The organism is Nocardiopsis sp. NRRL B-16309, assembly GCF_001279585.1.
Taxonomy (GTDB): Bacteria; Actinomycetota; Actinomycetes; order Streptosporangiales; family Streptosporangiaceae; genus Nocardiopsis.
In genome coordinates, this window is the sequence record NZ_LGEC01000076.1 from 31,046 (window position 1) to 50,247 (window position 19,202).

The following is a 19,202-nucleotide window of genomic DNA, read 5'->3' on the forward strand; positions in this document are numbered from 1 at the left end:
CCCGCCCCAGAACCGAAAAGGGCGGGCGCGCGGGCGTTCAGCGGGTGAAAACGTAGGAGCGCAGGTTCTTCGGGACCTGTCCGGGACCCAGGGCAAAGGTGGCCCAGACATGGGTGCCCAGATCGGCCCACGGGGCCAGGCGGAAGTGCCCCCAGGCGGTGGACAGGCTCTCGACCAGGAGCAGACCGCGCCGACACTCCGACCATTCCCACTCATCCGGAGTGCGTTCGGTGGGGATACGGGGAATGCCGCCACGCCCCCCGCAGTCGCTCAGCGAAACGCGCAACGTGCGGTCGTCGGGCATGGACAGCGCGCGGATGACTTCACCGCCGTCCTGGCCTGAGTCGGTGTACTTGACGGCATTGGCCCACAGCTCGCTGGTGACGAGTTGGAGGGTGTCGACCAGGTCGGGGTCGAATCCGGCCAGGTCGGTGGCGAGGTCCGCGCGGACCTGGTGCAGGTTGGCGAGATCGCCAGGGTAGGAACGGTGTTCCCAGAAGACGGACGGGCGCGGTTCGGCGGTGAGTACGGTCATCAGGCCGTCACCGCCAGGTCCCGCTGCCGGTCGACCGGGTGGCGGGTGGCACCACGGAGGTCGCCCAGATCGTCGGCGGGTACGCGGGGCGCTGGCGCGGGCGCCAGCAGGTCACCGGAGGGAACGCGGTTGGTCCAGCGATCCAGGCGGGCGAGCGCTTCGGCCTGCACGCGCGCTGTCTCGCGTTCGTCCTCGAAGGCCCGGTAGTAGCCGCGCACGAGGGCGACGTCTTCGGCGGGGAGGTCCTGGCGGGGCGGCGCCGGACGCGGGATCGGACGCGGTGCCACGGGGGCGCTGACCTGCGTGAACGCGGGGTCCGGAACGGGCGCGTATCGGCGGGCCCGGGTGGAACGGCGCCGACGCACGGCGGCGGAGTGGCGCCCGCGCGCGGGAGTGAACAGGGCCCGGAGGAGGGCGATGGCGTAGTTGAGAACGGCATGGCTACACTGACCCATGTCGGCAATCCTTTGGTTAAAGGGGAACGTTGCTGGCCACGGCCTCGGACGCAAGGAAGCGTCGCGGGGCCTCCGCTTGTTCGGTTGTGTATGCCAAAAAGATTAGGGCATGTTCAGGACAGAAGACGACTCTACCGAGAGGTAATTTCCTTCTTTTTCGGGGAGCTGGTCTATTCGCAGTTCGGAGAGCGTTTCTTATTCGTCCGAATTTGGGCGGATTTGACTTCCGTTGTGGCCAGAGGGAATCAGACTCGGCACCACGTGGAATGACTCATCCAGAACGGACCCGGGGGTGGCCCCGGGTCCGGGCAGCGCGTCGACGCCGGTCGCGTGCGTCGACCGCTCGCGCACCGTGCGGAACGGTTCGACATGGCGCGGTCGTCCACCGGTTGGCCCGGCCGGATCACCATGCGGGCAAGGGGTTCGACCAGGAACGGGTCCACCGACCCGCACACCCTCGATGGTGTCGAGCAGGGTTGACGTGACCGTGGTCAGCCTCCGCTGGTGGCGAGGGTGAGCGGCAGCACCTCCGGGGCGCCCGCTCTGCGCAGCAGGGCGGTGCCCACGGTGAGGCTCCACCCGGTGTCGGCGTAGTCGTCCACCAGCAGGACCGGTCCGGGCGTCCGGCCCTGGAGGTCGGCCAGGCGCTCCTTCAGCTCGTCGGTGATGGTCAGCGCGGAGTACACCTGTCCCAGGCGCATCGCGCTGTTGTGCCGCCGCGGTCCCGGCGGGACGCGGTAGTCCAGCGTGCCCACTGGCTCCAGGCGGCCGAGCTCGGACAGCCGGGCGGCCAGGTCCGTGATCAGCTTGGGCCGGGTCGTGGACGGCATCGCCACCACGCCGACGGGCCTGCGCTCCCAGCCCCAGGTGGCCAGGACCCGCACCACGGCCTGGAGCATGCGCTCATCGACGGGTTCGTCCGGTGCGTCCTCGGCCAGGCGGCGGCGCAGCTCGTTGCCCCAGCCCACGTCGGTGAAGCGGGCCAGCGCGCGCCCCTCCGAGGCCCGCAGGTCCTCCTTGATCTTGCCGGAGAGCGGCACGTCCAGCGTGTCCATCCCGCTCGGCCACTGGCGCCGGGGCGTGATGGGAGTGCCGGGGCGGTCCAGGTGCGCGGCGGCGGCCTGGCGGTGGCCGGGGTCGACCTCGGTGGGCCAGAACTCCCCCGTGCACACGTCGCAGCGCCCGCAGGGCTCGGCCTGGGGATCGTCCAGCTGTCGGCGGAGGAACTCCATCCGGCAGGTGTCGGTGGCGATGTAGTCGAGCATGGCGCGCTGTTCGCGCTCCCGGGCCTCGGCCACGGCCGCGTAGCGGTCGGCGTCGTAGGACCACGGGCGCCCCGTGGACGTCCAGCCGCCGCGCACCCGCTGGACGGCGCCGTCCACGTCCAGCACCTTGAGCATCTGTTCCAGGCGGGTGCGGCGCAGGTCGACCCGGGTCTCCAGGGCGGCGGTGGACAGCGGGCCGCCCTCGGCGTCCAGCACCTCCAGCGTCTGCCGCACGGTCGCCTCCGGCGGGAACGAGAGTCCCGCGAAGTACGCCCAGATCTGGGTGTCCTCCCGCCCCGGCAGCAGGACCGCCTCGGCCCGGCTCACACCGCGGCCCGCGCGGCCCACCTGCTGGTAGTAGGAGATGGGCGACTGCGGCGCGCCCAGGTGGATGACGAAGCCGAGGTCGGGTTTGTCGAAGCCCATCCCGAGCGCGCTGGTGGCCACCAGGGCCTTGACCCGGTTGCCCAGCAGGGCGTCCTCGGCGTCGCGGCGTTCCTCCGGGTCGGTCTGCCCGGTGTAGGCGCGCACCTCCATGCCCTGTTCGGCGAGGAAGCGCGCGGTCTCCAGCGCGGCGCTGACGGTGAGGGTGTAGACGATGCCCGAGCCCTCGATGCGCGGCAGCTGCTCGGCCAGCCAGCTGAGCCGGGCGGTGGGGTCGGGCAGGTCCGCGACGGCCAGCCGCAGGCTCTCCCGTTCCAGCGGGCCGCGCAGGACCAGCGTCTCGCCGCCGCCGGACTGGAGCTGCTCGGCGACGTCGCGGGTGACGCGCTCGTTGGCGGTGGCGGTGGTGGCCAGGACCGGGATGCCGTCGGGCAGCTCGTGCAGGAGCGAGCGGATGCGCCGGTAGTCGGGCCGGAAGTCGTGCCCCCAGTCGGAGACGCAGTGCGCCTCGTCGATGACGACCAGGCCCGCTCCGGCGGCGAGCCTGGGCAGGACGCGGTCGCGGAACTCCGGGTTGTTGAGGCGTTCCGGGCTCACGAGGAGCACGTCCACCTGGCCGGCGGCCACGTCGGCGTAGGTGGCCTCCCAGGCGGTGGTGTTGGAGCTGTTGATGGTGCGCGCGTGGATGCCGGCGCGTTCGGCGGCGGCGATCTGGTTGCGCATCAGGGCCAGCAGCGGGGAGACGATGACCGTGGGCCCGGCGCCCTCGGCGCGGCGCAGCGCTGTGGCCACGAAGTAGACGGCGGACTTGCCCCAGCCGGTGCGCTGGACGACCAGGGCACGGCGGTGCTCGGCGACCAGCGCGTGGATGGCGGTCCACTGGTCGTCACGGAGCCGGGCGGAGTCCCCGGCCAGGGCACGCAGGTGGTGCTCGGCGCGTTCGCGCAGAGGCGGGATGGAGGCCATGCCTCTCTTGGTATCAGAGCCGGGGGCGCCGCGGGCCGCCGTCCACAGGCCCGTTCGCGGAACCGGGTACCCAAAGTAACCGCGCAATGACAACAAGCCGGTAACGTGTCGTGCCCCCCGGATTGCGCCGCGATGTGAAATAGATAACACTCTTAACAGTGACCGGGGCTTGGGAGCGCTCCCAAGCCTCGGCGCGGCAACACACCGAAGCGCCTCCCACAAGGAGCAGCATGTACGCCTCCCGTCCCCCCACAGCGCGCCCCACGGCGCGCGTCGGCCTCCTCGCGGCCGTGGCCGCGCTGGTCTGCGCCGCGGGCACCACGGCCCTGCCACCCTCCGCCGCCGCCGACGAGGTCCCCGTCGGCTCCGGCGGCTACACGCAGGGCCTGCCCGCGGGAGCACCGGGTGCCTCGGACCTCAACGGCAGTCCGGTCGCCCCCAAGGTCACCCCCGAGTTCGACGGCCCCGCGCCCACCAACGAGTGGTGGTCGTCGCTGATCTTCCAGCGCTACCCGGACAACCCCTACGGCGAGAACCTGTTCGCCCATCCCCTCGCCTTCCACGCCCGTGCCGGCGGCCTGGAGGTCGGCTACACCGAGGACCACCGGATCGTCGGCGACGGGCTCAAGTACGAGTACCCGGCCGTCGCCGACCTGACCATGGGCGTCCAGGGCCTGGACTCCCCCGACGCCCGCGTCGCCGGCAACGGCGACTGGACCGTCACGCCCAGCTGGGAGGGCGGCGGGCGCTCCCTGGACGTGACCATCGGCCAAGGCCTGCCCTTCGCCTACGCCGACACCGCGGGCGGCGACGCCCAGGTCACCTTCTCCGGGTCCCCGGACGTCTGGCACGAGGACGGGTCCGTGGTCGGCGCCAGCGTGGACGGTCGCCACTACGCCCTCTTCGCGCCCTCCGACACCGCCTGGACCCGCTCGGGCGACACCTTCACCGCCGCGACCGGCGCCGACGGCTACTACTCCGTCGCGGTGCTGCCCTCGCGGTCCGACCTGGACACCTTCGCGCCCTACGCCTACTCCTTCGTCACCGACTCGCGTGTGGAGTACGACTACTCGGAGGCCGACGCCACCCTCACCAGCACCTACCGGCTGGAGACCGAGCCCCGCGAGGGCACCGAGGACGGCACGCTCACGGCCCTCTACCCCCACCAGTGGCACGCGGCCACCACACCGGTCACCGACCTGGCCTACGCCTCGCCGCGAGGCGAGATGCGTGTCGTGGAGGGCGCGTCCTTCACCACCGAGCTCACCACCCAGGGCGTCCTGCCCAGCCTGCCCACCGTGGACTCCGCCGACCACGACCGGATGCGCGCGCTCATCGACGCGGTCGTGGCCGAGGAGGAGCACTTCCCCTCCCCCGGCGACACCTACTGGGACGGCAAGGCCCTGGGCAGGCTGGCCCAGCTCGTGCCCATCGCCGACTCGATCGGCCACACCGAGGCGCGCGACGCACTCCTGGCCCTGGTCAAGGGTCGTCTGGAGGCCTGGCTGTCCCCCGGTGGGGACCGCGGCTTCCACTACGACGACCGGTGGGGCACCATGCTCGGCTACCCGGACTCCTTCGGTGCCGCGACCGAGCTCAACGACCACGACTTCCACTACGGCTACTTCGTCTCCGCCGCGGCCGTCGTCGCCCGCTACGACAGCGGCTGGGCCGCCGAGGACGCCTGGGGCGGCATGGTCCGCCTGCTCATCCGCGACGTCGCCGAGACCGCCCCCGACAGCGACATGTTCCCGCGGCTGCGCTCCTTCTCGCCCTACGCCGGACACGGCTGGGCCTCCGGGCACGCCGGGTTCGCCGCCGGGAACAACCAGGAGTCCTCCTCCGAGGGCATGCACTTCGCCGCCGCCACCGCGCTGTTCGGCTCGCTGACCGGCGACGAGGAGATCCGCGACCTGGGCGTGTACCTGCACACCACGCAGGCCTCGACGGTGTCGCGCTACTGGCAGAACCACGGCGGGGACGCCTTCCCCGACGACTACGCGCACGACATCGCCGCCATGGTGTGGGGCGACGGCGCCGACTACCGGATCTGGTGGGACGGCGGTGACGAGGAGCACTACGGCATCAACTACCTGCCCATCACCGCCGGCTCGCTCTACCTCGGATACGACCCCGACCACGCGGGACGGCTGCACCAGTCGCTGGTGGACCGGCTCGGCCGCGAGCCCGAGATCTGGCGGGACGTGCACTGGGCCCACCTGGCCCTGTCCGACGGCCCCCGGGCCCTGGAGCACTTCGAGCAGCAGTGGGCGGACTACGAGCCCGAGGCGGGCGAGTCCAAGCCGCACACCTACCAGTGGGTGTCCACGCTCGCCGAGGTCGGCACCGTGGACGTCTCGGTGACCGCCGACACCGCGCACTACGCGGTCTTCGACAACGGCGGTGAGCGCACCCACACGGCGTTCAATCCCGGCGGAGAGCCGATCACCGTCACCTTCTCCGACGGCGTCGAACTGTCCGTCGAGCCCCGCTCCCTCGCCTCCACCACCGGTGAGGGCGGCGGAGGAGACCCCGACGACCCGGACGACCCCGGCGACCCGGACCCCGGTGACGGCAACGTGGGCGACGGCACCTTCCACCTCACCCCGACCGGCCTCTCCGGCTCGCCGGACGCCTCGGCCCAGGACATCACCGTGGCCTCCGCCGGAGGCGCCAACCAGGACGGACAGCCCCCGCAGGAGCGCGTCGTCCTCACCGCCGACGGGCTGACCGGCTCGCACACGGGCGGCTCCACCGCCTTCTCCCTGCCCGTGGACTCCGGCACCGGCATCGGCAACGCGGTCCAGGCCCGGGTGTCCTACGACCTGGACGGCGACGGCACGGACGACCGCGTCGAGACCTACCGCTACTTCGCCACCAACGACCTGGACGGCTGGGAGGAGTACACGCACGGCCAGGGCCTGGCGGGCGACGAGGGCTCCCTCGGCGACATGGACGGCGGGTCCGTCCGCGTCGAACTGTGGAGCGCCCTGGGCGACGAGCCCTCCGTGGTCAGGGCCGGGGCCGAGGGAGGCGCCACCCTCACGATCCCCTTCACCGACTGACGCCGGAACCGGGTCGCACCGGCCCGGACCCCGCGACGAAGGCGTGGCCCCCTCCCCTCTCCGGGGGCGGGGGCCGCGCCCGCCCCGGCGGTCACGAATACGCCTCGACGCACGACTCACACGGCCCGGAACACGCGCCCCGGTACGATTCAGTCCCTGGCACAGGCCACAATGACGGACATGGCCCGTACTACTTCCCGTCCCCCCGAGGATCTCGCCGAGAAGATCATCGACATCGACGTCTCCGAGGAGATGCGCGGCAGCTTCTTGGAGTACGCCTACTCGGTCATCTACCAACGCGCGCTGCCCGACGCGCGCGACGGTATGAAACCGGTCCAGCGGCGCATCCTGTACCAGATGAACGAGATGGGGCTGCGGCCCGACCGCGGCCACGTCAAGTGCGCCCGCGTGGTCGGGGAGGTGATGGGACGCCTGCACCCCCACGGCGACAGCGCGATCTACGACGCCCTGGTGCGGCTGAGCCAGTCGTTCGCGATGCGCGTCCCCCTCGTCGACGGGCACGGCAACTTCGGGTCCCTGGGCGGCGACGACGCCCCCGCGGCCATGCGGTACACGGAGGCCAGGCTCGAACGCCCCGCCGAACTCCTGGTCTCGTCGATCGACGAGAACGTCGTCGACTTCAAGCCGAACTACGACGGCCAGGAGACCGAGCCCGAGGTCCTGCCCGCGGCCTTCCCCAACCTGCTGGTCAACGGCTCCTCCGGGATCGCGGTCGGCATGGCCACCAACATGGCCCCGCACAACCTGGGCGAGGTCATCGCGGCGGCGCGGCACCTGATCGCGCACCCGGACGCCACGCTGGAGGAGCTCACCGAGTTCGTCCCCGGGCCCGACCTGCCCACCGGCGGCACGATCGTCGGCCTGGACGGCGTCCGCGACGCCTACCAGCGCGGCCGGGGCACCTTCAAGACACGGGCCACCGTCTCCATCACGAAGGTCTCGGCCCGCCGCACCGGCCTGGTCGTCACCGAGCTCCCCTACAACGTGGGGCCGGAGAAGGTCGTCAGCCGGATCAAGGAACTGGTGCAGTCCAAGAAGCTCCAGGGCATCTCGGACCTCAAGGACCTCACCGACCGCAACCAGGGGCTGCGCCTGGTCATCGAACTCAAGAACGGCTTCAACCCCGAGGCCGTGCTGGAGGAGCTCTACCGGCTCACGCCGATGGAGGAGTCCTTCGGCATCAACAACGTCGCCCTCGTCGACGGCCAGCCCCAGACCCTGGGCCTGCGCGAACTCCTCGAGGTCTACGTCAACCACCGCCTGGACGTGGTCCGCCGGCGCAGCGAGCACCGCCGCACCAAGCGCCAGGAGCGCCTGCACCTGGTCGACGGCCTCATGGTCGCGCTGCTCAACATCGACCGCGTGATCGCCCTGATCCGCGAGGCCGACGACACCGCCGCCGCCCGCGAGTCCCTGATGGGCGCCTTCGACCTCTCCGAGATCCAGGCGCGCTACATCCTGGACACCCCGCTGCGCCGCCTGACGCGCTACGACCGGCTGGAGCTGGAGACCGAGCGCGACAAGCTCAACAAGGAGATCGACGAGCTCACCTCGATCCTGGAGTCGGACAAGAAGCTGCGCCGCCTGGTCTCCAAGGAGCTGGGCGAGGTCTCCAAGGAGTACGCCACCCCCCGCCGCACCCAGCTGCGGGAGAGCGACGGCGCCGCGCGCAGCGCGGTCATCCCCCTGGAGATGGCCGACCAGCCCTGCCACGTGGTGTTCGGCGTGGAGGGCAACATCGGCCGCAGCAAGGGCGCGACCGTGCCCCGCGTGTACGAGGGCCTGCGGACCAAGCACGACGCGGTGACGGTGACCGTGCCCACCACCTCGCGCTCGGACATCGGCCTGGTCACCGATCTGGGCCGGATGATCCGCGTCCCGGTCGTGGAGCTGCCGGAGCTGCCCGACGACGGCACCGAGCGGCCGCCCCTGGCCGCGGGGCTGCACGTGTCGGAGTTCGTCCAGCTCGACGAGGACGAACGCGTGGTCTCGGTGGTCGCGATGGATTCCTCCGGCGCGGGCTTCGCCGTGGGCACCAGGGCCGGCGTGGTCAAGCGGGTCGCCCCGGACTACCCGCCCAACAAGGACGACTTCGAGGTCATCACGCTCAAGGACGACGACCGCGTCGTCGGCGTCACCCAGCTCTCCACCGGCGAGGAGGACCTCGCCTTCGTCACCTCCGAGGCGCAGCTGCTGCGCTTCTCCGCCACGGCCGTGCGCCCGCAGGGCCGTCCCGCCGGGGGCGTGGCCGGCATCCGGTTGGCCGAGGGCGCGCACGTGCTGTGGTTCGGCGCGGTCCCGCTGCCCGAGGACTCGGTGGTGGTCACCGTCGCCGGGGAGTCCACCGCACTGGAGGGCACCCAGGCCGGATCGGCCAAGGTCACGCCGTTCGAGGCCTATCCGGTCAAGGGCCGGGCCACCGGTGGTGTGCGCTGCCACCGCTTCCTCAAGGGCGAGGACACGCTGCTGTTCGCCTGGGTGGGCCGCGCCCCGGCGCGGGCCTCGCGCGCGGACGGCAAGCCGGTGCGCCTGCCGGACCTGACCGAGCGTCGGGACGGGTCGGGCGACGCGCTCCCACGTGCGATTACTACAGTGGGCAGTGGACAGACCGACTCCGGTATCACCGCTCCGGGGTCGGGTACCTGAGCACCCCGAAACGTGCCGTGCACACGGACCTGGTTCCATGTGCACGGCACAGCCGGGAACGAGGATGAGGGAGCGACCACCCATGAGTGCGCACAGCACGCCAGGCCACGACGACTTCGCGGACGTCTTCGCCGCCAACGACGACTACGCCGCCCAGTTCTCCCTGAGCGGCCTCAAGCCGCTGGCCGCCCGTGGTCTGGCCCTGGTGACCTGCATGGACTCCAGGATCGAGCCGCTGGACATGCTCGGTCTCAAGCCCGGCGACGCCAAGATCCTGCGCAACGCGGGCGCCCGCGTCACCGACGACACGCTGCGCACCCTGGTCCTGGCCGTGTACCTGCTCGGTGTGGAGCGCGTGCTGGTCCTGCCGCACACGCGCTGCAAGATGGCCTCCGTGGACAGCGACGACGTCGTGCACGACCTCATCCAGGAGGAGTACGGCGTGGACACCCGCAGCCTGGAGTTCCACACCAACAGCGACCAGCTGGGCGCGCTCAGGCACGACCTGGAGCGCATCCGCCACCACCCGCTGCTGCCCGCGGGCCTGCCGGTGGCGGGCGCGGTCTACGACGTCGACACCGGCCGTATCGCACCGGTGGACGCCTGACCGGGGCCGGTACCGGGCACTCCTCCACCACGGGATCCGCTCCGGCGGGTGTCGTGGCTCCCGTGATCGGGGATCTCTTCTGTGAGGGCGGCGGCGCGGCGCGATGCCGCACCGCGCGCCCGCCCCTCCCAGTCCCTCTGGGAATGCGGCCATCCCCGTGGCCGTTGTGATCCGGGACGGCCGGCGCCGTCGAGAGGAGCACCGTGGAAGAGAGCACCTACGAAACCTTCAACCGGGCCCGTATGTTCTTGGAGCTGGGCGACCCCATCTACGCCGCGCGCACGCTCGAACCCATCGTCGAGGACGAGCCCGAGAGCCGCTCCCTGCTGGAACTGCTGGGCCTGTCGTACTTCCATTCGGCGCAGCTCAACAAGGCCGAGCGGACGTTCCGCCGCATCATCGAGCTGGACCCGGTGGACAACTGGGCCCACATCGCGCTGGCGCGCACGCTGGAGCGGCAGAACCGGCACGACGAGGCGTCCACCTACCGACGGATGCACGCGGTGATGTCGGGCGGTTCCCTCGACTAGGGCGGGCGACGGGGAGGGGCCGCGCCCCAGGTGAGCGGCTACGCTGGCGCACATGCCACCCGAACCACCTGACAGCCCCGAGCCCTCCGACGACGTCTGGGTGGACCGGTGCAGCGCCAGCGCCCGCTCGTGGGCCGACGAAGCGGTCCGCAAGGTCGTCGCGGACGCCAACCGGTCGGCCGACACGCACCTGCACGTCTTCCCCCTGCCGCCGGAGTGGGGCATCGACCTGTACCTCAAGGACGAGTCGGTGCACCCCACCGGCAGCCTCAAGCACCGTCTGGCGCGGTCGCTGTTCCTGTACGGGCTGGCCAACGGGTGGATCACCCAGGACACCACCATCGTGGAGGCCAGCTCGGGGTCGACCGCGGTCTCCGAGGCCTACTTCGCCCAGCTCATCGGGCTGGAGTTCATCGCGGTGATGCCGCGCAGGACGAGCCCGGAGAAGATCGCCCTCATCGAGCGCCACGGCGGCCGGTGCCACTTCGTGGACTCTCCGCCCGCGATGTACTCCGAGGCCGAGCGGCTGGCCGCCGAGACCGGCGGCCACTACATGGACCAGTTCACCTACGCCGAGCGTGCCACCGACTGGCGCGGCAACAACAACATCGCCGAGTCGATCTTCGAGCAGCTCGACATGGAGCGCTACCCGTGTCCCGACTGGATCGTGGTCGGCGCGGGGACCGGCGGTACGTCCGCCACCATCGGCCGCTACCTGCGCTACCGGCGCCTGCGCACCCGGCTGGCGGTCGTGGACCCGGAGAACTCCGCGTTCTTCCCGGGCTGGGTGACCGGCGCGTCCGACTACGCCACCGGCATGCCCTCACGCATCGAGGGCATCGGCCGACCGCGCATGGAGCCCAGCTTCGTGCCGTCGGTCATCGACCTGATGATGCCGGTGCCCGACGCCGCGAGCATCGCCGCCATGCGCCACCTGGCCGACCGCACCGGGCTGTCCGCGGGCGGCTCGACCGGGACGAACCTCTGGGGCGTGTGGCACCTCGTCGCCAGGATGCTCAACGAGGGCCGCAGGGGCAGCGTGGTCACCCTGATCTGCGACGGCGGCGAACGGTACCAGCACAGCTACTACGACGACGCCTGGGTGGCCGACAAGGGGCTGGACCCCGCCCCCTACCGGGACGCGATCGACCGCCTGCTCGCCGACGGCTTGTGGCACCCGCCCGGCCCCTGACACGCGCGGGGCCCGGCCGGGTGCTCCGGCCGGGCCCCGCGAACGGGCGGCGTCAGGCGTCGATGCGCGCCACGTCCAGCTCCTGGGCGCCCTCCTGGATGAACCGGCGGCGCGGCGCCACCTCGTTGCCCATCAGCAGGTTGAACACGTTCGCGGCCTCCTCGGCCTGCTCCACCTGGATGCGGCGCAGCGTGCGGAAGCGCGGGTCCATGGTGGTCTCGGCCAGCTGGTCCGCGTCCATCTCGCCCAGACCCTTGTACCGCTGGACGGGCTCCTTCCAGGAGAGCTTCCGCTTCTCCAGGTCCAGCAGCGTGCGCCGGAGCTCGGCGTCGGAGTAGGTGTAGATGTACCGGTCCTCCGGCTTGGCGCCGCGCTTGCGCCGCACGTTGGTCAGCTCGACCCGGTGCAGCGGCGGCACGGCGGCGAACACGCGGCCCGCCTCCAGCATCGGGCGCATGTACCGGTAGATGAGCGTGAGCAGCAGGCAGCGGATGTGCGCGCCGTCCACGTCGGCGTCGGCCATGAGGATGATCCGGCCGTAGCGGGCGGCGTCGATGTCGAAGGTCCGGCCGGAGCCGGCGCCGATCACCTGGAGGATGGCGGCGCACTCGGCGTTCTTGAGCATGTCGGCGACCGACGACTTCTGCACGTTGAGGATCTTGCCCCGGATCGGCAGCAGCGCCTGGAACTCGGAGTCGCGGGCCAGCTTGGCGGTGCCCAGCGCCGAGTCTCCCTCGACGATGAACAGCTCGCTGTGCTCCAGGCCCTCGCTGCGGCAGTCCACCAGCTTGGCGGGCAGCGCGGAGTTCTCCAGAGCGTTCTTGCGCCGCTGGGTCTCCCGCTGCTGGCGGGCGGCCAGGCGCGCCTTGGCGGCGCCCACGACCTTCTCCAGCACCAGGCGGGCCTTGGCCTTCTCCGCCTTCCTGGTGGTGGTCAGGAACTCGCGCAGCCCGTTGCCGACGATCTGGGAGACGATCCTGGTCGCCGCCGAGGTCCCGAGGATCTCCTTGGTCTGGCCCTCGAACTGCGGCTCGGGCAGGCGGACGGTGACGACCGCCGTGAGCCCTTCCTGGGTGTCGTCCTTGGTGACGGGGTCGTCGTTGGCCTTGAGCAGCTTGGTGGTGCGCAGCTGGTCGTTGATGATCCGCACCAGCGCGCGCTCGAAGCCGTTGAGGTGCGTGCCGCCCTTGGGCGTGGCGATCACGTTGACGAACGAGCGCACGGTGGTGTCGTAGCCGGTGCCCCAGCGCAGGGCCACGTCCACGTCCAGGCGGCGCTCGACGTCGGCGGGCACCATGTGCCCGGCGTCGTCCAGGACCGGCACGGTCTCGGTGAAGTTGCCGCTGCCCTGGATCCGCAGGACGTCGCTGACCTGCTCGTCGGGTGCCAGGAACGTGCAGAACTCGCTGATACCGCCGTCGAAGCGGAACTCCTCCTCGAACGCGGCCTCGCCCTCGACGCGCTCGTCGCGCACGGCGATCGTCAGGCCGGGGACCAGGAACGCGGTCTGGCGGGCCCGGTCCAGGAGGGACTCGCGGGCGATCTCGGCGTCCTTGAGGAAGATCTGCATGTCCGGCCAGAACCGGATGCGCGTGCCGGTGATCTTGGCCGCGACCTTGCGGACCTGTTCGAGCCCGGAGACCGGGGTGAACTCGGCGTCCGGCCCGGCCCCGGCGAAGCGGCCCGGGATCCCGCGGCGGAAGCTGATGGCGTGGGTGCGGCCCTGGCGGTCGATCTCCACGTCGAGCCGGGCCGACAGGGCGTTGACGACCGAGGCGCCGACGCCGTGCAGGCCGCCGGAGGCGGTGTAGGAGCCGGAGCCGAACTTGCCGCCCGCGTGGAGCTTGGTCATGACCAGCTCGACACCGGACAGGCCGGACTTGGGCTCGGCGTCCACCGGGATGCCGCGGCCGTCGTCGCTGACCGACACCGATCCGTCGGTGTGCAGCGTGACGTCGATCCGGCCGCAGTAGCCGCCCAGGGCCTCGTCGACGGAGTTGTCGATGATCTCCCACATGCAGTGGGTCAGGCCCCGGCTGTCGGTGGACCCGATGTACATACCCGGCCGTTTGCGCACCGCCTCGAGCCCTTCGAGGACCGACAGGTGCCGGGCGGAGTAGTCCCCGGGGTCGTGGACGGCTGCGGTCAAGGCGGTCACTCGGACATCTCCTGCGTCTTGGGGGCCTGCGTGGCTCTGATGCGGTGGGTGCCCTTTGTACCGCGCCGCACCGACGATGGGGACGAGCGCGGCGGCGCGTGGCCCTCGCGCGTCGTGGGAACGGGCGGTCTTCGGTGGCCCGCCCGCACTGCGTCCGGCGTCGTCGCCGGGCTCGCCCGGAACCGGGTCCGCCGACAGGGGCGGCGGTTCGGGACTGGTCCCACCCCGCGCGACACTACCACCTCCGGTGGATGCGACCTGGATACTCCCGTTTTCCGCGGATGCCGACGCCGGACGAGGGGTACAACTAGAGCAAGAACGGACGTCCCGCCGATCCGACCCCAAACGACCCCTTCGAGCGACCAATCCGGCCGATTCCGCTGTCGGCGTACACGGGACTCGGTTGGGAACGTCTGGGTCGGGTTAGATGTTGTCAGAGGTGACTAACGCCGAGTATTGAGGATGGCGAAGTGACTGGAACCCTTGCCCCCACCCAGCCGCTGACGGCTGCTGACCGTTGCGACCGCTGTGGTGCACCGGCGTACGTCCGGGTGCTGTTGAACTCCGGTGGCGAACTTCTGTTCTGTGCGCACCACATGCGCAAGCATGACGATTCCCTGCGCAAGATCGCCTCGGACATCCAGGACGAGACCCACAAGCTCACCGAGAGCGCGAAGGGCTCCGAAGAGCGTTAGCCACGAACCCGAAAGGCACAACTGAACAGGCTTGGCGACGGCGGCGGCCCCTCGGGGTCGCCGCCGTCGCCGTGTGCGCCCCCTGGCGCCGTTCCGGACCCGTGGCACGCGGACGGCCGCCGGGCGCACGCCCAGGCCCCGGCGCGGGCCCTCACGCCCAGGTAGAGGCCTCGTACGGGTCCGGGGCGGGCTCGTTCTGGTCCGAACCTCGTGGGGTCCGACTCGGGCCCAGTGGCCAAGGCCTCATCCTTCCGGCCTCGGGCGGACCCGGTAGTGGTATCGGGTGACCTCGGCGAATCCCGCCCGCTCGTAGGCCCGCAGAGCCGCCGCGTTGTCCGGCATCACCAACAGGTACGCGCTGTGCGCCCCCTTGTCCCGGCCCCACGCGAGCAGGGTGTCGATGATCCCGCCCGCGAGGCCCCGTCCACGGGCGGCCGGGTCGGTGAGCATGTTGTACACGCCCACCCAGCCCTCCCCCAGAGCCGCGCACCCGCGCGCGCTCCCCGCGGTCTCCACGGCGTAGCCCATGACCGGCACTCGGTCCATGATGCGGTGCTGGCCCTCCACCACGCGCGGGTCGGCGGTCTCGTGCGGCCACAGGCCCCGCCAGCGCGCGTCCGGCCGCGCCAGCACCTCGAAGCCCTCTCCCGGCGCCCGGGCGTCCCCGATCCCGCGGACCATGACCAGGGCAGGCCGGTGGGCCGTGTAGCCGCGTTCGGCCAGTTCCGCGTCCAGGTCGGCCATCCCGGGCCAGATCTGCACCGCGGCGGGCGCGCCCCGTGCGTGGAAGAAGCGCTCCACCGCCGAGACGGGGCCCGGCGCGGCCGGGTCCAGCGCGTAGGCGGAGTTGGCGCGGAAGGTCACGCCGCCGCCGTAGCCGAGCCGCCACCCCGCCTCCGTTTCCACCTCCGCCGGCGGCCAGTCCGCAGCGATCCGCTCCGACCACTCGCGCATGGGTCGCGTCCCCTCCGTTCCCGGTCGGCCCCCGTCGGCCGACACCCGCCTGCGGATGATCCCACCCCGGAGTCCGCGCGACCCCGCCCGCCCCCGCTCCGAGCAGGCCGTACCATGGGCCCGGGCACGTCCGGTGGTCCGGCACGTCCGGTGCCGCAACGGTCCGCCGCGCGACCCGCCCGCAGCCACCCTCGGGGACCCCTCGCGCCGTCCCCACGCGCGGCACCCACCGCACACGCCCCGGCCGCCCCGTCGGCCACCGTCCGTTGTCTCCACCGCCCCGTCCGGGAGTCCGCACCATGCTCATCCTGCTGCCGCCGTCCGAGGGCAAGGCCACCGCCGGAGAGGGGCCGCGTCTGGACACCGCCGCGCTCACCCTCCCCGAGCTGGCTCCCGCCCGCGCGCGGGCCGTGGCGGCGCTGACCGAGCTGTGCGGTGGGCCGGAGGACACCGCTCTGGAGGTGCTGGGGCTGTCGGCCGGCCAGTCCGAGGCGCTCAAACGCAACCTGGACCTGGCGACCGCGCCCACCCTGCGGGCCGCCGACCTCTACACCGGCGTGCTCTACGACCGTCTCGGCCTGCCGGACCTGCTCGACTCCCCGAACGCCGACCGCACGCGTGAGAGCGTCCTGGTCTTCTCCGGGCTGTGGGGCGTGGTCGGACCCACCGACCCGCTGCCGCCCTACCGCCTGTCCATGGGCGTGAAGCTGCCGCCGCTGGGCGGCTTGGGCGCCTTCTGGCGCCGGGCGATGGCCGCACCCCTCGGCGCGCTCGCCGAGGACCGGCTGCTGGTCGACTGCCGCTCCGCCACCTACGCGGCGGCCTTCAAACCCACCGGGCCGACCGCCGAGCGCACCGTCGCCGTGCGCGTGCTGCGCGAGCGCGTCGTGGACGGGACCGCGCGGCGCAGCGTGGTCAGCCACATGGCAAAGGCCACCCGCGGCGACATCGCCCGCGCGCTGCTGGCCGAACGGGTCGAGGCGGCCACGCCGGAGGAGCTGGTGGCGGCACTGCGCGACCTGGGGCACACCGTGGAGCTGCCGCCCGCCACCCGGCCCGGCACCGCGCGCGTGATGGACGTCGTCGTCCGCGACTGACGGCGACACGCACGGCGGGTCTTCTCACCGTCGGTGACCGGGAAGCCTAGGGTCGGGGCGAGTCACCACGTACCGAGAGGACCACCATGCCCGAGTCACGCCTGGAGACACCCGTTCCCGAACCGGTCGCCTCGTTCGTCGCCGCGGTCAACCGCCACGACGAGGACGCCTTCCTGGACGCGTTCACACCGGACGGCGTCGTCGACGACTGGGGCCGCGAGTTCGTCGGGCGGGAGCGGATCAAGGCCTGGAGCGACAAGGAGTTCATCGGCGCCCGGGGTGTGCTGACCCCGCAGGAGTGCCGGACCGACGGGTCGGAGGTCACCGTCGTCGGCGACTGGCGCTCCCACCACGCCAACGGCCTGAGCTCCTTCACCTTCGCCGTGGAGGGGGACGCGATCAGCCGCATGACCATCCGCGAGGGCTGAGCGGCCACGCCGCGGCGCATAACGAATCAGTATCGCGACTTTATGCCGCACCTACAGGCGGTGCGGCAGCATGGCCGTGTCGGATGGACGACAGGGAATCCCTGGTACACGCGGGGACATGCCACCTGGGCGAGGGACACGCGGGCGTCGCCACACTCGTGAGCCCATGGGGCACCGGACGCCGTTGGGCCGCTCCGAGCGATCGGAGCGGCCCAACGGAAGAGGTCATCGTGAGTCGTGAACCACCTGGAGCGACCCGAGGACACGTTCCACGGACACCCGCCCGGCTGCGCGGTGGGCGGCGTCCACGGAAGACGTCCTAGTCCAGGTAGTCGCGGAGCACCTGCGAACGCGACGGGTGACGGAGCTTCGACATCGTCTTGCTCTCGATCTGCCGGATGCGCTCACGGGTGACCCCGTAGACCTTGCCGATCTCGTCTAAAGTCTTCGGCTGACCGTCGGTGAGACCGAAGCGCATGGACACGACGCCGGCCTCGCGCTCGGACAGGGTGTCCAGCACCGAGTGCAGCTGCTCCTGCAGCAGCGTGAAGCTGACGGCCTCGCCCGGCTGGATCGCCTCGGAGTCCTCGATGAGGTCACCGAACTCGCTGTCGCCGTCCTCGCCCAGCGGGGTGTGCAGGGAGATCGGCTCGCGGCCGTACTTCTGCACCTCGACGACCTTCTCCGGGGTCATGTCGAGTTCCTTGGCCAGCTCCTCCGGGGTGGGCTCGCGGCCCAGGTCCTGGAGCATCTGGCGCTGCACGCGGGCCAGCTTGTTGATGACCTCGACCATGTGCACCGGGATACGGATGGTGCGGGCCTGGTCGGCCATGGCGCGGGTGATCGCCTGCCGGATCCACCAGGTGGCGTAGGTCGAGAACTTGAAGCCCTTGGTGTAGTCGAACTTCTCGACGGCGCGGATCAGGCCCAGGTTACCCTCCTGGATCAGGTCCAGGAAGAGCATGCCGCGGCCGGTGTAGCGCTTGGCCAGGGACACGACCAGGCGCAGGTTGGCCTCCAGCAGGTGCTTCTTGGCGCGGCCGCCGTCCTCGGCGATCCACTCCAGCTCGTCGCGCAGCTCGAAGGTGAGCAGCTCGGACTCCTCGGCGAGCTTCTCCTCGGCGAACAGGCCGGCCTCGATGCGCTTGGCGAGCTCGACCTCCTGCTCGGCGTTGAGGAGCGGAACCTTGCCGATCTGCTTCAGGTAGTCCTTGACCGGGTCCGCGGTGGCGCCGGCCGCGACCACCTGGGCGGCGGGCGCGTCGTCGTCATCCTCGTACAGGACGAAGGAGTCGTCGTTCTTGTCGGACTTGGCGGGAGCGCCGACGGCCTCCGGCTTGGCCGGCTTGACCGCGTCCTTGTCGGACGTGTCGCCGGTGTCCTCGACCAGTTCGAGCTCGGCACCGGTGTGCTCGAGGTCGTCGTCCAGGGGCTCCTCGGAGATCTCCCCGGTGGGCGCCAGTTCGAGGTCCTTCTTGGCCGACTTCTTGGCGGTGGCGGTCTTCTTGGCGGGTGCCTTGGCCGCGGCGGGCTTCTTGGCGGCGGCCTTCTTCGGGGCCGCCTTCTTCGCGGGTGCCGCCTTCTTGGCCGCCTTCGGGCCCTCGGAGGCCTCGGCGGAGTCGACGACGGCGGTGACCGTCTTGGGCTGCTCCTGCGCGGCGGCGGCGCGCACGGGCTTGGCCGCCCGCGGGGACGCGGCGTCCGCGGCGGACTTGGTCGAGGTGGACCGCGTGGCCGCGGCCTTGCGCCGCGGAGCCTTGCGCCGCGAGGAGGCCGACTCGGGAACGAGTACGGTCACGCCCTCCTTGGCGAGGCTGCGGAGCACGGACTGCGCCTGCGACATCGGGATTTCGGCCTCCTCGAAGGCACGGCGCACGTCCTCGGGCTCAAGAAAGCCCTGGGACCGCCCACGCTCGATCAGCTGCTGAATGACGGGCTCTTGCAGTGACTCGGACTGCTTCGAGCGAGTCGAACTGGCAGATGACACAAACACCTCTCGAACGGACGTGTGGCGAGATTGTCGGACCCGGTGGTCCGCCTGGCCGGGACCGGGCACGGCACCCTCTCCCACCTGCGGCCTGGGATCGTCCCCACTGGGGCGGGGAAGCCGTTTGTCTACCAAGCGTATGCGCTGGGCTCAGCCCCGCGTCGCGGGGCGGAACGACTTCTTCACTGTAGGCAAGGCAATGGACTTGTTCGTACGG

The 19,202-nt window shown here is 71.5% G+C and carries 14 protein-coding genes; 8 read left to right on the forward strand and 6 right to left on the reverse strand.

From position 1 onward, the window contains the following. Positions 1-37: 37 nt before the first annotated feature. The 3 genes from ADL05_RS15780 to ADL05_RS15790 all read right to left on the reverse strand — a co-directional run bounded on the left by ADL05_RS15780 (position 38) and on the right by ADL05_RS15790 (position 3,605). On the reverse strand, positions 38-535 hold the full coding sequence (locus ADL05_RS15780) for an ATP-binding protein (protein ID WP_053617732.1): 498 nt from the start codon (positions 533-535) through the stop codon (positions 38-40). Further along, entirely contained in the window at positions 535-990 is a 456-nt protein-coding gene (locus tag ADL05_RS15785; RefSeq protein WP_053617733.1) for a hypothetical protein, read from the reverse strand. Before ADL05_RS15785 ends, ADL05_RS15780 begins: the two co-directional genes overlap by 1 nt. A 491-nt stretch (positions 991-1,481) precedes the next feature. Beyond that, positions 1,482-3,605: an ATP-dependent DNA helicase RecQ gene (locus ADL05_RS15790; RefSeq protein ID WP_053617734.1), complete on the reverse strand. Its 2,124-nt coding sequence runs from the start codon at positions 3,603-3,605 to the stop codon at positions 1,482-1,484. Positions 3,606-3,835: 230 nt separating this feature from the next. Here ADL05_RS15790 and ADL05_RS15795 point away from each other — a divergent pair, with 230 nt between their 5' ends. The 5 genes from ADL05_RS15795 (at position 3,836) to ADL05_RS15815 (ending at position 11,666) form a co-directional block, all read left to right on the forward strand. Beyond that, on the forward strand, positions 3,836-6,670 hold the full coding sequence (locus tag ADL05_RS15795; RefSeq protein ID WP_053617735.1) for a glycosyl hydrolase: 2,835 nt from the start codon (positions 3,836-3,838) through the stop codon (positions 6,668-6,670). A gap of 180 nt (positions 6,671-6,850) precedes the next feature. After that, on the forward strand, positions 6,851-9,337 hold the full coding sequence (locus tag ADL05_RS15800; protein WP_053617736.1) for a DNA topoisomerase (ATP-hydrolyzing) subunit A: 2,487 nt from the start codon (positions 6,851-6,853) through the stop codon (positions 9,335-9,337). Positions 9,338-9,419: 82 nt separating this feature from the next. Next, complete coding sequence (locus ADL05_RS15805; protein ID WP_053617737.1) at positions 9,420-9,944, forward strand: carbonic anhydrase; 525 nt, start codon at positions 9,420-9,422, stop codon at positions 9,942-9,944. A gap of 203 nt (positions 9,945-10,147) precedes the next feature. Beyond that, positions 10,148-10,474, forward strand: a complete 327-nt coding sequence (locus tag ADL05_RS15810; RefSeq protein WP_053617738.1) for a M48 family metallopeptidase — start codon at positions 10,148-10,150, stop codon at positions 10,472-10,474. A gap of 52 nt (positions 10,475-10,526) precedes the next feature. Beyond that, the gene (locus ADL05_RS15815) at positions 10,527-11,666 is read left to right on the forward strand and encodes a PLP-dependent cysteine synthase family protein (protein WP_053617739.1); all 1,140 of its coding nucleotides are present in this window, start codon (positions 10,527-10,529) and stop codon (positions 11,664-11,666) included. Between the two features lie 52 nt (positions 11,667-11,718). Here the strand turns inward: ADL05_RS15815 and ADL05_RS15820 are convergent, their stop codons facing one another. Continuing rightward, positions 11,719-13,824, reverse strand: coding sequence for a type IIA DNA topoisomerase subunit B (locus tag ADL05_RS15820; RefSeq protein WP_053617740.1), 2,106 nt, complete (start codon positions 13,822-13,824; stop codon positions 11,719-11,721). Between the two features lie 470 nt (positions 13,825-14,294). On the opposite strand from ADL05_RS15820, the gene ADL05_RS15825 reads away from it, so the two are divergent. After that, positions 14,295-14,519 (forward strand): hypothetical protein, encoded by a 225-nt coding sequence (locus tag ADL05_RS15825; RefSeq protein WP_053617741.1) that lies wholly within the window; start codon positions 14,295-14,297, stop codon positions 14,517-14,519. Between the two features lie 243 nt (positions 14,520-14,762). Here ADL05_RS15825 and ADL05_RS15830 read toward each other — a convergent pair whose 3' ends face one another. Next, a complete protein-coding gene (locus ADL05_RS15830) occupies positions 14,763-15,473 on the reverse strand; it encodes a GNAT family N-acetyltransferase (protein WP_053617742.1) in 711 nt (236 codons plus the stop codon). A 299-nt stretch (positions 15,474-15,772) separates the two neighbouring features. On the opposite strand from ADL05_RS15830, the gene yaaA reads away from it, so the two are divergent. Both yaaA and ADL05_RS15840 read left to right on the forward strand, forming a co-directional pair. Continuing rightward, positions 15,773-16,570: a peroxide stress protein YaaA gene (yaaA, locus tag ADL05_RS15835; RefSeq protein ID WP_053617743.1), complete on the forward strand. Its 798-nt coding sequence runs from the start codon at positions 15,773-15,775 to the stop codon at positions 16,568-16,570. Between the two features lie 86 nt (positions 16,571-16,656). Then, entirely contained in the window at positions 16,657-16,998 is a 342-nt protein-coding gene (locus ADL05_RS15840; protein ID WP_231640768.1) for a nuclear transport factor 2 family protein, read from the forward strand. A gap of 319 nt (positions 16,999-17,317) precedes the next feature. Here the strand turns inward: ADL05_RS15840 and ADL05_RS15845 are convergent, their stop codons facing one another. After that, positions 17,318-18,985 carry an RNA polymerase sigma factor gene (locus ADL05_RS15845; RefSeq protein ID WP_082376453.1) on the reverse strand — a complete coding sequence of 556 codons (1,668 nt, stop codon included), beginning with the start codon at positions 18,983-18,985 and terminating at the stop codon, positions 17,318-17,320. Positions 18,986-19,202 lie beyond the last annotated feature (217 nt).